This window comes from Gardnerella sp. DNF00753, from assembly GCF_049244275.1.
GTDB lineage: Bacteria > Actinomycetota > Actinomycetes > Actinomycetales > Bifidobacteriaceae > Bifidobacterium > Bifidobacterium greenwoodii.
In genome coordinates this window covers 1,027,548-1,041,539 of sequence record NZ_CP058393.1, presented here as the reverse complement: position 1 = coordinate 1,041,539, position 13,992 = coordinate 1,027,548, and the positions used below count along the sequence as shown (strand labels likewise).

12 protein-coding genes, 3 tRNA genes and 1 riboswitch are annotated in these 13,992 nt (G+C 42.6%); of the genes, 12 read left to right on the top strand and 3 right to left on the bottom strand.

Features of this window, described 5'->3' with window-relative positions; translation table 11 throughout:
* Positions 1 to 68: 68 nt before the first annotated feature.
* The 6 genes from HXT33_RS04340 (at position 69) to HXT33_RS04315 (ending at position 4,813) form a co-directional block, all read left to right on the top strand.
* Positions 69 to 1,091, top strand: coding sequence for a ribose-phosphate diphosphokinase (locus HXT33_RS04340; protein WP_032841780.1), 1,023 nt, complete (start codon positions 69 to 71; stop codon positions 1,089 to 1,091).
* Positions 1,092 to 1,174: 83 nt separating this feature from the next.
* A tRNA-Gln gene (locus tag HXT33_RS04335) sits at positions 1,175 to 1,245 on the top strand.
* Positions 1,246 to 1,357: 112 nt separating this feature from the next.
* Complete coding sequence (glmU, locus tag HXT33_RS04330) at positions 1,358 to 2,767, top strand: bifunctional UDP-N-acetylglucosamine diphosphorylase/glucosamine-1-phosphate N-acetyltransferase GlmU (protein WP_421786690.1); 1,410 nt, start codon at positions 1,358 to 1,360, stop codon at positions 2,765 to 2,767.
* Between the two features lie 34 nt (positions 2,768 to 2,801).
* Positions 2,802 to 3,620: a histidine phosphatase family protein gene (locus HXT33_RS04325; RefSeq protein WP_116794136.1), complete on the top strand. Its 819-nt coding sequence runs from the start codon at positions 2,802 to 2,804 to the stop codon at positions 3,618 to 3,620.
* Positions 3,621 to 3,770: 150 nt separating this feature from the next.
* Positions 3,771 to 4,292 (top strand): LytTR family DNA-binding domain-containing protein, encoded by a 522-nt coding sequence (locus HXT33_RS04320; protein ID WP_421786688.1) that lies wholly within the window; start codon positions 3,771 to 3,773, stop codon positions 4,290 to 4,292.
* 71 nt (positions 4,293 to 4,363) lie between these two features.
* On the top strand, positions 4,364 to 4,813 hold the full coding sequence (locus HXT33_RS04315) for a DUF3021 family protein (protein ID WP_421786686.1): 450 nt from the start codon (positions 4,364 to 4,366) through the stop codon (positions 4,811 to 4,813).
* 131 nt (positions 4,814 to 4,944) lie between these two features.
* Here the strand turns inward: HXT33_RS04315 and HXT33_RS04310 are convergent, their stop codons facing one another.
* Positions 4,945 to 5,349, bottom strand: coding sequence for a pyridoxamine 5'-phosphate oxidase family protein (locus HXT33_RS04310; RefSeq protein ID WP_116794133.1), 405 nt, complete (start codon positions 5,347 to 5,349; stop codon positions 4,945 to 4,947).
* A 431-nt stretch (positions 5,350 to 5,780) separates the two neighbouring features.
* On the opposite strand from HXT33_RS04310, the gene HXT33_RS04305 reads away from it, so the two are divergent.
* The 4 genes from HXT33_RS04305 to HXT33_RS04290 all read left to right on the top strand — a co-directional run bounded on the left by HXT33_RS04305 (position 5,781) and on the right by HXT33_RS04290 (position 9,947).
* Positions 5,781 to 6,686: a DMT family transporter gene (locus tag HXT33_RS04305; RefSeq protein ID WP_421787600.1), complete on the top strand. Its 906-nt coding sequence runs from the start codon at positions 5,781 to 5,783 to the stop codon at positions 6,684 to 6,686.
* Between the two features lie 126 nt (positions 6,687 to 6,812).
* A complete protein-coding gene (locus HXT33_RS04300) occupies positions 6,813 to 7,931 on the top strand; it encodes a hypothetical protein (RefSeq protein ID WP_421786684.1) in 1,119 nt (372 codons plus the stop codon).
* A 110-nt stretch (positions 7,932 to 8,041) separates the two neighbouring features.
* Positions 8,042 to 8,114 (top strand) — tRNA-Ala (locus tag HXT33_RS04295).
* 104 nt (positions 8,115 to 8,218) lie between these two features.
* Positions 8,219 to 8,406: riboswitch (Lysine riboswitch) on the top strand.
* 47 nt (positions 8,407 to 8,453) lie between these two features.
* Positions 8,454 to 9,947 carry an amino acid permease gene (locus HXT33_RS04290; protein WP_421786682.1) on the top strand — a complete coding sequence of 498 codons (1,494 nt, stop codon included), beginning with the start codon at positions 8,454 to 8,456 and terminating at the stop codon, positions 9,945 to 9,947.
* Positions 9,948 to 10,016: 69 nt separating this feature from the next.
* Here the strand turns inward: HXT33_RS04290 and HXT33_RS04285 are convergent, their stop codons facing one another.
* A complete protein-coding gene (locus HXT33_RS04285) occupies positions 10,017 to 10,940 on the bottom strand; it encodes an ATPase (RefSeq protein WP_421786680.1) in 924 nt (307 codons plus the stop codon).
* A 209-nt stretch (positions 10,941 to 11,149) separates the two neighbouring features.
* Positions 11,150 to 11,225 (bottom strand) — tRNA-Asn (locus tag HXT33_RS04280).
* Between the two features lie 205 nt (positions 11,226 to 11,430).
* On the opposite strand from HXT33_RS04280, the gene HXT33_RS04275 reads away from it, so the two are divergent.
* Both HXT33_RS04275 and HXT33_RS04270 read left to right on the top strand, forming a co-directional pair.
* Positions 11,431 to 12,045, top strand: a complete 615-nt coding sequence (locus tag HXT33_RS04275; RefSeq protein WP_421786678.1) for a M23 family metallopeptidase — start codon at positions 11,431 to 11,433, stop codon at positions 12,043 to 12,045.
* Between the two features lie 133 nt (positions 12,046 to 12,178).
* Entirely contained in the window at positions 12,179 to 13,990 is a 1,812-nt protein-coding gene (locus tag HXT33_RS04270) for an AMP-dependent synthetase/ligase (protein WP_421786676.1), read from the top strand.
* Positions 13,991 to 13,992 lie beyond the last annotated feature (2 nt).

Below are 13,992 nucleotides of genomic sequence, written 5' to 3'. Positions count from 1 at the left end.
AGTCTGCGCAAAAAGTTAGTATTGAATATGTTCATTTCGCGAACTAAAGCGAACTAACGTTTGGAGATATGGTGAGCATCGTCCTTGAAGGAAAGCCAGATAAAAACCTTGTTCTCGTTACTGGTCGCGCCCATCCGAAACTTGCTCGTGATGTAGCAGACCAGCTTGGCATTGATGTATTGGAAACAACGGCATACGATTTTGCTAATGGCGAAATGTATGTTCGTTACACGCAGTCGGTGCGCGGTACGGATGTGTTCGTATTGCAGAGTCACAGCGACCCTGTCAACAAGTCCATTATGGAACAGTTGATTATGATTGACGCTTTGAAGCGCGCTTCTGCTCGTTCGATTACTGCAGTTTGCCCACTTCTTGGCTATTCTCGTCAGGATAAGAAGCATCGCGGTCGTGAGCCTATTTCTTGCCGCTTGATGTTTGATTTGCTTAAAACTGCTGGCGCTGACCGCATTATGAGCGTCGATTTGCACGCGGCTCAGTCTCAGGGATTCTTCGACGGTCCGGTTGACCACTTGATTGCTATGCCTGTTTTGGTTGATTATGTGCGTGATCGTTTCCGTGAAGATCTTGCAAACGTAACTGTTGTGTCTCCGGATGCTGGCCGTATTCGCGTGGCTGAACAGTGGGCGCAGCGTTTAGGCGGCGGTCCTTTGGCTTTTGTGCATAAGACTCGCGATATTACATGCCCGAATAAGGCTGTTGCAAACCGCGTTGTTGGTGACGTTGCTGGTCGCGATTGCGTTATGGTTGACGACTTGATTGATACTGCTGGCACTATTGCTGGAGCTTGCAACGTGTTGAAGGAAGCTGGAGCTAAGTCTGTTACAGTTGTTGCAACTCACGGCGTGCTTTCTGGCCCTGCGGTTGAACGTTTGAAGGCTTGTGGCGCTCGCGAAGTTGTGTTGACGGATACTGTGCCTATTCCGGAAGAAAAGCGTTGGGATGGTTTGACTGTTCTTTCTATTGCTCCTCTTCTTGCAAGCGCAATTAAAGCAGTATTTGAAGATGGTTCGGTTGCGAAGCTTTTCGACACTTACCCGGAGCATCACGGTCAAGGCTTCTTATTTGCGTAAACGCTGATTTTACTTTTCGCCACGCCAAATTTGACGAAGTCAATTCGTGTGGCATAATAGTGACTTGGCGGTTTTTCCGCCGTTCCCTCATGGTGTAATGGCAGCACACGGGTCTTTGGAACCCTTTGTCTTGGTTCGAATCCAGGTGAGGGAGCTTATACAGGCGCTACTTGTTTTGCAAGTAGCGTTTTTGTTTTGGATAGGCGTTAAGACGTAATAGAATTAAATAAGTAAGAATATTATTTAATACAAAATAAGGAGCATGCGTGGAAAAGCATGATGTGGCCGCGGCAATTATTTTAGCGGCGGGTGAAGGTACGCGTATGCGTTCAGCAACTCCGAAAGTACTTCATAACTTTGCTGGAAAAACATTCCTAAATCGTGTTATGAGCGCAATTGCTGGCGTAAATCCAAATAAGATGGCTGTAGTTGTGCATGCTCAGGCTGAACGCGTAACCGCTGCCGCTGTTAGCTATAACGAAAATGTGCATATTGTAAATCAGGACGAAACTCCTGGAACTGGCCGCGCAGTTCAGTGCGCTATTAAAGATCTTAACGAAATCGCTAAAAAAGAAACTGGCGAAACGTTAAAAGGTGCTGTGTTAATTGCAGCAAGCGATATGCCTCTTTTGGACACTAAAACTCTTCAATCTTTAGTAGATTTTCACAATAATCATGGCAATGTTGCAACTGTTCTTACAGCAGTATTAGACGATGCTACTGGCTACGGCCGTATTGTTCGCGAAGCAAACGGCGATGTTTTGCGAATCGTAGAGCATAAGGATGCTAATGCTGGAGAGCTTGAAATTAAAGAAGTAAACACTTCCGTATACGTGTTTGATGCGACTGTATTATGTGACGCAATTGCAAACTTAAATTCTCAAAATGCTCAAGGCGAGTTTTATTTAACGGATGCTTTGGAACATGCTAGAAAGTTTGGTCATGTGGGAGCTATGTCTGCTCCTGACCCACTTAGCGTAGAGGGTGTTAATACTCGCGTGCAGTTGTCTGCGCTCGCAAAAGCTTATAATAAGCGCGTGTGTGAGCATTGGATGCTTGAAGGCGTAACTATTCTTGATCCGGATACTACTTGGATTGAAGATGATGTTACTCTTGCTCAAGATGTGACGGTTCTTCCTGGCTGCTTCCTTCAAGGTCATACTAATGTTTTAAGCGGCGCTGTTGTTGGTCCTTACACAACTCTTATTGATGCGCAAGTTGACGAGGATGCTGTAGTTGAGCGTTCGCGTGTGCAAGAATCGCATATTTGCAGGGCTGCTAACATTGGTCCGTGGACGTATTTGCGCGCAGGAAATGTGCTTGGTGAAGAAAGTAAGGCAGGCGCTTTCGTGGAAATGAAGAAGGCGCATATTGGTAACGGCACTAAGGTTCCTCATTTAAGCTATATTGGCGATGCTAACTTGGGTGAGCATACGAATATTGGTGGTGGCACGATTACTGCAAACTATGATGGCGTGCATAAGAATCATACGAGTATTGGTTCTGGTGTTCACGTTGGTGCAGGTAATCTTTTTGTTGCTCCAGTAAATGTGTCTGATGGTGTAACTACGGGTGCTGGCTCTGTTGTGCGTCACGATGTTCCGGCTGATTCTATGGTGTATTCGGAAAATACTCAGCACGTAATTGAAGGCTGGAAGCCTAGCTGGGAGCGCTAAATTATTTATAAAAGGCTTTAGAAGGCGGTAGATTATGGTTGATTTTGTTGAAAACGTTGCGAGTAACGTAAATAATTCCGTTAATAGTGCTCATGAAGGTATTGCGCGCTCTGTTATGCTTATTCGCCATGGCCAGACGCCTTATAATGCTCAATTTCGACTTCAAGGCATGATTGATATTGCTTTGGACGAGTCTGGAATGGATCAGGTGACTCGCTCTGGTAAGGCTTTGCGCGTGCTTTTTGGCGCTTCTGATTTGGAAGATCCAAAGGATCCGAATAGCCAGGAGCATGTGCGCATTACGCCGGAAGAAGCGGACGCGAGTTTTGTGGCGATTGTTTCTCCGCTTATTCGCGCGCAGCAAACAGCTCATGCTTTTGCGGATAAGCTTGGGCTTCATGTGCATGTTGAAAATGGCGTGCGCGAGCGCTTCTTTGGCGAGTGGGAAGGTTTGAACCGCAAGCAGATTAGCGAAAAATGGCCGGAAGATTTTAACGCTTGGGTAAAAGGCGAAGGCGGAGAGCTTCGACACGGTGCAGAAACTAAGCAAGAAGTTGGCGAGCGTGCGGCTGCAACTGTTGAACAGTGGACGCGCAAAACCGGTTCCGACCGCGATTTGCTAGTGTTTTCTCACGGATCTTGCCTTTCTCAAACTGTTCATAAGCTTCTTGGATTAGACAAGGTGGATCCTTCTTATAAGACGATTGGCGGCATGGGAAACGGTCGTTGGGCGCGTTTAATCCCAAGTCTTAATGCGGATGGTTCGATTCATTGGCGTTTGGATGCTTACGATCAAGGCCCTGCAGCTGATCCTACAAGCCAGCGTCTTATTCGCATTTGGGGTGCAGCTTAATTGGCATAATCTCTCCTTTTTACCGCTTATATTCCTAAAACTACCGTTTAGCGATTTTGTAAAGACAGACTATTTACAGTGCCGTATAGTCAAAATTACAAAACAAAAGGTTAGCAAACGCTAACGGTAGAACTACGGAAGGGAGGCTTGATGAAAGTAACAATTGCTATTGTGCCGCCAGAAGAAGAGCAGCACGCTCAGTTGTCGGTTCACAATATTGACGGTAATCTTAAACGCATTATATCCAGCTTGCAAAGCATTGATTCTAAAGATGCAAAATCAAACAATGCTGAAAATAATACTGAGATTGCCGAAAATAATACTGCGAATGCGACAAATAGCAACAATAATTCATTCATATACGGTTATATTAACGATTCGATTATTGTTATGCACGAGCCAGATGTGATTATGATTTGCGTAGAAAATTCGCGCGTAATCATTCACAGCGATAAAGGTGAGTGCGTGTCTTACAAGCGCCTAATGGATTTTGACAATCCGCAATTCGCGTCGTTTGTGCGCATATCTAAATCCGCAATCGTGAACTTGAATCGCATTGTTCGAGTAGATCCAGGATTCGGCGGAAGTATGAGCGTAAAAATGGACGACGGAAGCGTTGAGTGGATTAGTCGCAGATGCTTGAGCGCGTTCAAAAAGCGCTTGGGAATGTAGTTTTAAGCGTATTTTTTAATACTAATTTTTTTAATACTAATTTTTTAATACTTAAAAAGGAAACGATTATTATGGAAAAGCAAGTTACAACTTTAGGCAAAACAATGGTAAAAAACATTGTTAAAGGCATTGGCATAGGGTGCACTATTTTTACTGCAATCAGTTTTGTATCTAGCCTGTTAGCGCATAGCGCGGTTGGAAACAGAATCGCATCTTATGCTGTAGCAACGCTTGTTATAGGCATAGGCTATGGAGTGTTCGCTATTTTTTGGTCGAATGAACGCATGTCAAATCTTGCAAAATTTGTTTTTGCGCTAGTTCCACCAATTGCTATTCAATTTATTGTGTCTGTGATTGTTGGTTGGATTTCATTTAAAGATGAGCCAGCTGTGATTTGCGGATGGATTGCGTTCACTGTTATTTTCCCGATTGCGATTGCTGCAATAATTTATTACTTCGAGAAGAAGAAAGCGGAAGAAATGAACGTTAGGTTGCAAGCATTGCGTAAAGAAAATAAGTAAATTAGAAACAACTAAATAATTAAATAAAGAATTGAGTGGTGTTCATCTTCGCCTTTGAGGACGAACGCCACTCGATATTGTATTCCGCTTGCTTGAAACGTACTAATTCGGCGTTTTGCTCAAGCTACGAATTAATCTTTTGCAATTGTTTTGCCGGCAGTGGCTCCAGAAGTCAAATCCTGAATCTCAGTAATTTCCATAACTGGAACTGCAGCTGGCTTCTTTGTGCCTTTTTCTTCGGCCACGCGAACCTGCTCATCGTAGATTGCGTCATCCGTGTGAAGAGTTACGGTTCCACGGAAGCGATAACCCTTCTTTTCTGCCAAATTAGCAAAAGCAACTACTAGCTGGCTGCCGTCTTGCAAGTTCTTAAAATGCTGGCCGGCAGTGCGCTCGTGGTAGGCAAGGTGGTTATCGTCAAGAACGAACATAGACATTTTTGGTCCTAAATCAAGTTCGCCATCTTTGCTTACTGTTGCAATCCAAGCCAAATTATTAGCAATAAATTCTTTCATATCTGCATTAAGAGTTGCCATAATATTTCCTTTCGTTATTAGTAAAATTGCGCGCGTCTGTGGTGTGCAATTAAACAAGTCATTACTTTTACATTACGCTTCTTTAGAAGAGTATACGAGTGTGTGCTGCAAAAAATTACGCAGTTGTGATATAAATCACCGAATTTTATAAAAATTACTTATGTGAAAGATATAAAGCAAAATAGTTAAGTATATCGGTTTTATGAAGCGCGTATCGGAAATTTTCCTGAGGAACGCCGAAAAGTTGTACTTTTCCCGATTTTATGGCTAATCTGTGTATTTTATAAACTAAATTCATTAAATAAAAGAAAATTTTAAGGAAGATACTTTAATGAAGTAACTTTTATTAGTGGATTAACTTTTATAGTTGAAGGGGAGGCATTATGAAAGCTGATGGTGAAGCAGCTAAATCAATAGTTGATAAATCTGGCATGCCTAAAGGGAACAGTGTTCATATTTCTCAACTAATGTTGTTAGTTTGCGCTGCTATTTGGGGTGGCAGCTACGTTTCTTCAAAGTATGCTCTCGAAGTTTTTCCGGTTCAATGGCTTATGGGAGTGCGCATGATTGGTGCGTGCGCGATTATGTTTGTAATTTTTTTCGGCACTCTTCGTAAAACTTTTACAAAAAAATTGATTATTCCTTCGCTAATAACTGGTGTTACATACTATGCGACTTTAGTTTTGCAAACTGAAGGATTGCAAACAATTGATCCGGGTCGTAGTGCTTTTCTTACTGCAGCCTACTGCGTTATTACACCATTTTCAGCTTGGCTAATTGTTAAGAAAAAGCCTACAATACTAGGCTTGATTGCTGCTGTAGTTTGTGTTGCTGGCGTTGGTTTTGTGGCTTTAAAGCCAGGAATGTTCGCTCTTACGCTTTCTTATGGCGATATTCTGACTCTTGTATGCGCTGCAGTTTTCGCTTTTAATCTTACGTTCCTTGCGTATTATTCAAGAAAATATAATCCTGTAACTTTAACTTTTGGACAATTTGTTGTTTCAGGAGTGCTGTTCTTAGCTGGAGCGTTAATTTATGAGCCTTTGCCTAATTTCAACGGCGCGGATAATCTTTCTATTTTTGCAAACATGTTCTACTTAACTGTTGTGGTGACTGTTGTTGCGCAAATTATGCAGAACTATAGTTTGGTTAATCTTTCTACGGCAAACGCATCGGTTATTATGTGCACTGAAAGCTTGTTTACTCTACTATTTTCTACGCTGCTTTACCATGAGTATGTGTCAAATATGGCATTTGTGGGATTTGCTTTAATATTTGCAGCCATTATTATTGCAAGCTTGGGCGAACATTATGGAAGCAAAGAAAGAACTAAGTAGATTCCTAAAATAGCTATCCAACTCATGCCTTGAGTGATACCATCGTTGTGAGTGGTAATTTGTAATAAGTTTATACATATTGCATTTATGTTTCGCAATACATTGTTAGGTAGTTAAGGTAAACACGTGAAGAATTTCTTCAAAGGCATATCATTTACGCAGGTTTTAGCGGGTTCGCTGGCAGCAGTGACCTCGTTTTTGCTCGCTTCTAAAATTGGTATTGCCGGTTCGGTTATTGGTGTGGCTATTGGTTCGATTGTGTCGGCTGTGGCTTCTCAGCTGTATCAGAATGTTATTCACGCTTCTTCTCGCAAGTTAGCTGAAGCAAATCCTAAGAATCTTAATAATTCTGATTTTGCTGGTACTTCTGACGCTGCTGGTTATGCTAATGATTCGAAGCAATATAAAGATGATGTTCAAACTCTTAACATGCATCCTGTCTACAATGTTGAAGTAAGAAATGCTGGATATAAAGTCGCGGGAGATGATGCTCGTATGGCGTATTCTAGGCAAAATGGTGAAGTTAATTCTGGGCGGACTATAAGCTCTGAAGCTAAAGATCCAGAATTAGAAAATACGCGACTTTTAGAGCTTTCTGCTTTACGCGAGCAGCGCGAAGAAGATATGGAATTGTCGGAAGGCGATTTGAGCCAGCCTGTGCCGCTATCTAAAGCTATTCGCGATCCTAACTATGCTAACGAAAGTAATTTCGATCGACGTAAGAATAGTTATGCTGCAACTATTGCTATAGCTGTAATAAGTGCTTTAGTTGCTGTTGTTGCCACTGCAGGAATTGTTTTGCTTTTTACGCAAGGCAAGGGAACGGACAATATTCAGCCTCAGCAGATTCAGCAGAAGCCTAAAAATCAGGTCAATCCTCAACAAAATAGCAATAATGGCGTTGAGCATAAGAAGCCGTCTGATAGTGATTCAGAAAATCAGGATTCAGAAAACGAGGATGAAAACAAAGGTTTACATTCCCGCGATGACTCAGATTCTAATTTAGGAAATTCTACAGATGGTGAGCCTGGTGGTGATAATTCTTCAACAAGTGGCGGATCGCATTCTGGAGAATCAACTTCGGGAAGTAATTCAAGCGGGGAGTCCTCCTCGTTGTCAACTGCTCCTGGTGGTGCTTCAGGTAGCTCTTCTAACGGTGGTTCAGGATCTTCTTCAGGGGGAGCTTCAGGCGGAGCGTCTACTTCTGGAAATGCAGAAAATTCCGGTAGTTCAAGCGGTAATTAAGTAGCAATATTTTTTAGTAATATTTGAGCTGATTCGACACGCCGCATTTGGATAGAGCGCTAATTTGTTGTATTCTATCAAAGGTTCGCTTGAACAGCATAACTAAAAACGGGGCTATGGCGCAGCTGGTAGCGCATCTCCATGGCATGGAGGGGGTCGGGGGTTCGAATCCCCCTAGCTCCACGATTTATCTCGGCAGGTTGATAATTTGCCGAGATTTTTTTTTATTCTCTTTTCGCCACGCCGCAATTCTGTGTGTTTGTCGCTAAGTCGTACTAATAATGAACACCATCGACCAGAGGTTGCGCTCAACAAGAGTAGTAAGTATGAGCTCGGAAAAGCGTTGATTACTTACAAAAGGGGAGAGCGCCGAAGTTTACTGCTGATTTCCAAAGGTAGTGAGCTGGGACTTGGTTTAATAAACCAAGTACTGTCGCAGCGATTTCGGCATTCGCTGCGGAGCGCTATCGACACGCACGCTGTTGCTTGTTTTGCCTCTGAGACGACATAAAAGGAGGAAAAATGAGTAATAGTTCATTACCATCTACTGCTGAACAAACTTCTCAGCAGAATCACGATGTTCATCGTGCTTTGAAAACACGTCATATTTCCATGATTGCTTTAGGCGGCAGCATTGGTACCGGTTTATTTGTTGCCAGTGGTGCAACAATTCACATGGCTGGTCCTGGCGGCGCTTTGTTTGCTTACGGCGCAATAGGCATAATGGTTTACTTCCTTATGACTTCTCTTGGAGAAATGGCAACGTTTATGCCTATTAGTGGCTCGTTTGCTTCGTACTCCGGACGCTTTGTTGATCCTGCTTTAGGTTTTGCAATGGGCTGGAACTATTGGTTTAACTGGGCTATTACGGTGGCTGTAGACGTTAGTACTGCAGCAATAGTTTTGCAATACTGGTTCCCGAAAGTGCCAATATGGATTTTCTCACTTTCGGTTCTTATGCTTATTTTGCTGATTAACGTTCTTACAGTTAAGTGCTTCGGAGAAACAGAATACTGGCTTTCTATTGTGAAAGTTGTTGCGGTTATTGTGTTCCTCGTTGTTGGCATGCTTACAATTGTTGGAATTATTGGCGGCAAAGCTCCATTCTTGCAAAACTTTACGCATAAGGATGCTCCGTTTGCTGGTGGTGTTCCTGCAGTGCTGTGCGCGTTTGCTATTGCTGGCTTCTCCTTCCAAGGAACTGAGCTTATTGGTATTACTGCTGGAGAGTCTGCAACGCCAGAAAAGAGTATTCCGAAGGCTGTTAAGCAAGTATTCTGGCGTATTCTTCTTTTCTACATTCTTGCGATTTTCGTTATTGCGTGCATTATTCCTTACACCGACAAGAATTTGCTTGGATCCGAAGTAACTGATATTGCTATAAGCCCATTCACGCTCGTGTTCCAGCGTGCAGGTCTTGCAGCTGCTGCAGCAGTTATGAATGCTGTTATTTTGACTTCTGTTATTTCTGCAGCAAATTCCGGAATGTACGCTTCTACTAGAATGCTTTATGCTCTTGCAAAAGATGGTAATGCTCCAAAACTTTTCGGAAAAGTAAGCCTCCGCGGTATTCCAGTTCCAGCTTTAATTGCAACATTTGTGGTGGCTTTGTTCACGTTCTTCATGAGTATTTTTGGCTCGCAAATATACATGTTCTTGGTTGCTGCAAGTGGTTTAACAGGCTTTATTGCTTGGGCGGGTATTGCTTTAGCGCATTACCGCTTTAGAAAAGCGTATGTGGCTCAGGGGCATTCTTTGGACGATTTAGTGTACCGAGCAAAGTGGTATCCTTTTGGTCCGATTGTGGCGTTCCTTTTGTGCGTTTTGGTTATTGTTGGCCAGGATTTGCACTCATTTGCAACTCTTAACTGGCAGGCAATTGGCATTACGTACATGTCTGTGCCACTGTTCTTGATTTTGTACGTTGGATACAAGATTAAGAATCATACTAAGGTTATTCCGCTTGAAGAAGTTGATTTAGCTGGTATTAAAGCTGCTAATCAGGCAAGAGCTTAAAAACTATTTAAGGCACAAATAAAGCTCCCAACGAATCCGTTGGGAGCTTTATTTTATGTTTATTTTATTTTATTGATGTGGGGTTGCTGGTGGGTCAGCTGGTTTTGCGTTTGGATCAGCTGGTTTTGCGTTTGGGTCAGCTGGTTTTGCGTTTGGGTCAGCTGGTTTTGCGTTTGGGTCAGCTGGTTTTGCGTTTGGGTCAGCTGGTTTTGCGTTTGGATCAGCTGGTTTTGCGTTTGGATCAGCTGGCTTTGCGTTTGGATCAGCTGGCTTTGCGTTTGGATCAGCTGGCTTTGCGTTTGGATCAGCTGGCTTTGCGTTTGGATCAGCAGGTTTTGCGTTTGGATCAGCAGGTTTTGCGTTTGGGTCAGCTGGCTTCTTGCAGTCTTTGCCCTTGCATTCTGGCTTTTTAGGGTCCTTCTTGTTGTTATTCTGAGGCGCTGGCTTCGTCTTTTGAGGAATAACGTTCGCACGCCTAATCACATTGCTGGTTGTTCGCTGTATTTCCTTCTTTTCTTCCTTCTTTTCTTCTTTCTTATCTTTGTCTTCAGCTTTTGTGTCAGCGCTATTTAGTAATTCAACAGCTAAAGATCTAATTTCTTTTGCTTTAACCGCATACCATTCAGAAGCTGCCAAAGCCTCAGCGCTTTGGCTGCCAAGCTCTTCTGGAGAGTTTGCTGTGCAGCTTACAACTTCAGGAGTTGTCTCTTTTATTATTTTCGCAAGCTTCTTGCCATTTTCAGACTTATCTTCCGAAAGCTTAATAAGAATTCTGTTTTTAACTAAAGCGTCCCACGTTTTCTTAGCTTTCATAACTTGGGCAACTTTAACTTCGCACTGTTTACGTGCAGCCTTTGTGCGCTCAGTTTGTTTTACATACCAAAATGCGCCAAGTGCGCTAAGAGCTAATGCAAGTACAACAATACCTACAATAAGTATGATTAGCTTCTTCTTTTTGCCTTTATCGGCACTTTCGGAGGTGTGTTGAATCATTGTTTTCCTCTGTTTGTTAATGATTGCCCAATGCGTATCTTCTGATGACACATTTGTATCTATTTTACGACAAAGCTTTTAAGTTAGCCACTTTGTTAGACGTATATCTTGTTGATATTTGAGGGTGTTGCCTTAAGCCTAATTAGCAATTCGCGGCGTATTCTCGTGTTCTTAAAAACAAAAAAGCCACTGGACTTCCAGTGGCTTGATGGCTCCTGCGGCTGGGCTTGAACCAGCGACCATTCGATTAACAGTCGAACGCTCTGCCAACTGAGCTACGCAGGAATATTTTGTGCAGGCTTACTGCCGCGCACAAGACATTTATATTACACGGAATTTTTGAAGATGCAAATATGGCGTGTTTTGGCGTGTCGAAATAGTGATTATAAGCATATGTTTTATCCACAATGCTTTAAAAGCTTATGATTTTGGCAAATTAGCTGCAAAACTTTTATAAAAGCCGTTTCATAAAAATATTGATGGGGGATATATGTGTATTCGCAAAAATTATGAATTGTATTGCCGAATAGCTGCCTGCTTTGGGATTTTTATAATCTCAGTTATTTTATTAGATGCGCTGTTTTCGCAATATGAAATGCAGCAAAATAACCCTGCTAAATACTACGCTTCTAAATCTTTAGGCGCATGCTGTAAAACGTGCGCTCTTGCTAAAAGTTCTTATAGTGAAGAAACGTGCAAATCTACTATGAAGTGGCCGGTAAAGCCTCCTCGCATTGTAAAAGCTTTTAATCCGCCGCCTAAGCCTTGGATGGCTGGCCATCGCGGTGTGGATTTAGCAGCCTCAAAAGGAACTCCTCTTTATGCTCCTGCAGATGGTGTTATTAGTTTTGTTGGTAAAGTTGCGCGAAAGTCTGTTGTAACAATTAGGCATGGTGAGCTTACTTCTACTTTTGAACCTGCAGTAACAAATCTTACTGTTGGAGTGTTTGTAAAGCAGGGGCAAAAATTTGCTCATGTTGAAGGCGGTTCGGATCATTGCGCAAATCGCTGCGTGCAATGGGGTCTAAAACGAAAGAATCGCACTTACGTAAACCCTGCAAGTATGACTGCTCGCAAAAAAATCGTTCTTAAGCCAGTCAACTAAATAGCATAATTAATATTCATATTTGTAGAAAACTGAACAAAATCTGCGTCAATCTTGTAGATATTGCCATAGTGTGAGGGTGTGAACAGCGTATAGTAAAGATTAATATCGATTATGCAACACAGGAGCGCATATGCAAGAATATTCTCGTCCACTTGATGAAGCTATTGATACAGATGTTAATATTTTTTCTCTGCTAGAAGATCGAGTTTCTCGCTGCGCGAATGATTCATTGATTGAGTATGTTGATTCTTTAGGTTCGTGGAAGTCTTATTCTGCTAAAGAATTTCGAGATATGGTAGTTGCTGTTGCTAAAGGTTTTATTGCGCGCGGAGTTATGCCGGGGGATTCTATTTCGATTATTGCGCATACCTCATGGCAGTGGACGGTTCTTGACATGGCTATTATGTCTATTGGCGCTTTAACCGTGCCAATTTATGAAACTAGCTCATCTATTCAAATACAGCATATCGTTGAGGATTCTAAAGTTTGCTCAATATTCGTTGAGTCTGCCGATATGCTTCCAAAAATAGAAGCTGTTAAGGATGATTGCTCTACTCTTCACGACGTTTATGTTATAAACCGTGGAGCGCTTGATGCTTTTATTGAGTACGGTAAAACTGTAACTGATTCGGAGTTTTACGAGCGAGTTCACGCGGTTTGCGGAAATGATTTAGCAACAATTGTCTACACTTCCGGTTCAACAGGCGAGCCTAAAGGAATTGAGCTTACGCATAGTAATTTTGCTTTTATTGCAAAGTCAGGCGTTGTTTCTATGCCAGATATTGCCTTAAAAGGTAATCCTCGCTTAATGCTGTTTTTGCCTCTTGCTCACGTGTTCGCAAGATTTATGCAATTCTTCTGCTTTGCTGGAAACGTTACTCTTGGTTTAACGAGCAATTTGAAAACAGTTTTGTCTGATTTTCAAACGTTTAAGCCGACTTTTATTCTTGGCGTTCCTCGTATTTTTGAAAAAATCTATAACGCTGCTTCGCAAAAAGCCGGCAGGGGAGTTAAAGGTTTTGTTTTTGCTTATGCGGCAAAAGTTGCGCGTCAATGGTCTTATTCTCAGCAGTCTAAAGCGATGGTTCCGCCTATGCTTGCTTTAAGCCACGCATTATGCAAAAAATTAGTTTATAAGCCACTTTTGCAAGTCTTTGGCGGTTCTGTTTCGTACGCTATTTCCGGAGGCGCTCCTCTCGATATGTCGATTGCGCACTTCTTTAACGGCATCGGTTTGCCTTTGCTTGAAGGTTACGGAATGACTGAAACTTGTGCTCCGGCTATGGTGAATCCTACAACCGGATACCGTATTGGAACTGTTGGTTTGCCGGTAAAAGGCGTGTCTGTTGCAATTGCGGATGATGGTGAGCTGTGTATTAAAAGCCCAGCAGTATGCAAAGGGTATCATAATAATCCGGAGCTTACTCGTCAACAAATTGTAAACGGCTGGCTGCATACGGGTGACTTTGGTTCTTTAGATGATGACGGTTTTGTGCGGATTACCGGCAGAAAGAAAGATCTTATTATTACGGCTGGCGGAAAGAATTTATCTCCAAACGCGTTAGAAGCTTCGTTAATGTCTTCTCCAATTGTTTCTCAAGCGGTTGTTATTGGAGACAGAAAGCCATTTGTTGCGGCGCTTATTGCGCTTGATTTGGCGGAAGTAAATTCTTGGCTTGCTTCCAGAGGAGCGTGCAAAGTGCGCTCGCTTAAAGAAGCGTCAGTAAACGGAATTGTGCGTGCAGAAGTTGAGCGTGCCGTCACTAAAGCTAATTTGCTTGTTTCTAGAGCGGAGTCTATTCGCAAGTTTGAAATAGTGCCGGACGCTTTTACGCAAGATAACGGTCTGCTTACGCCAAGCTTAAAAGCTAAACGTCAGGCAGTTGTTGAGCGTTACCACGAGCTTATTGAGCGCGTTATTTACGCTCCTCGAAAGCACTAAGT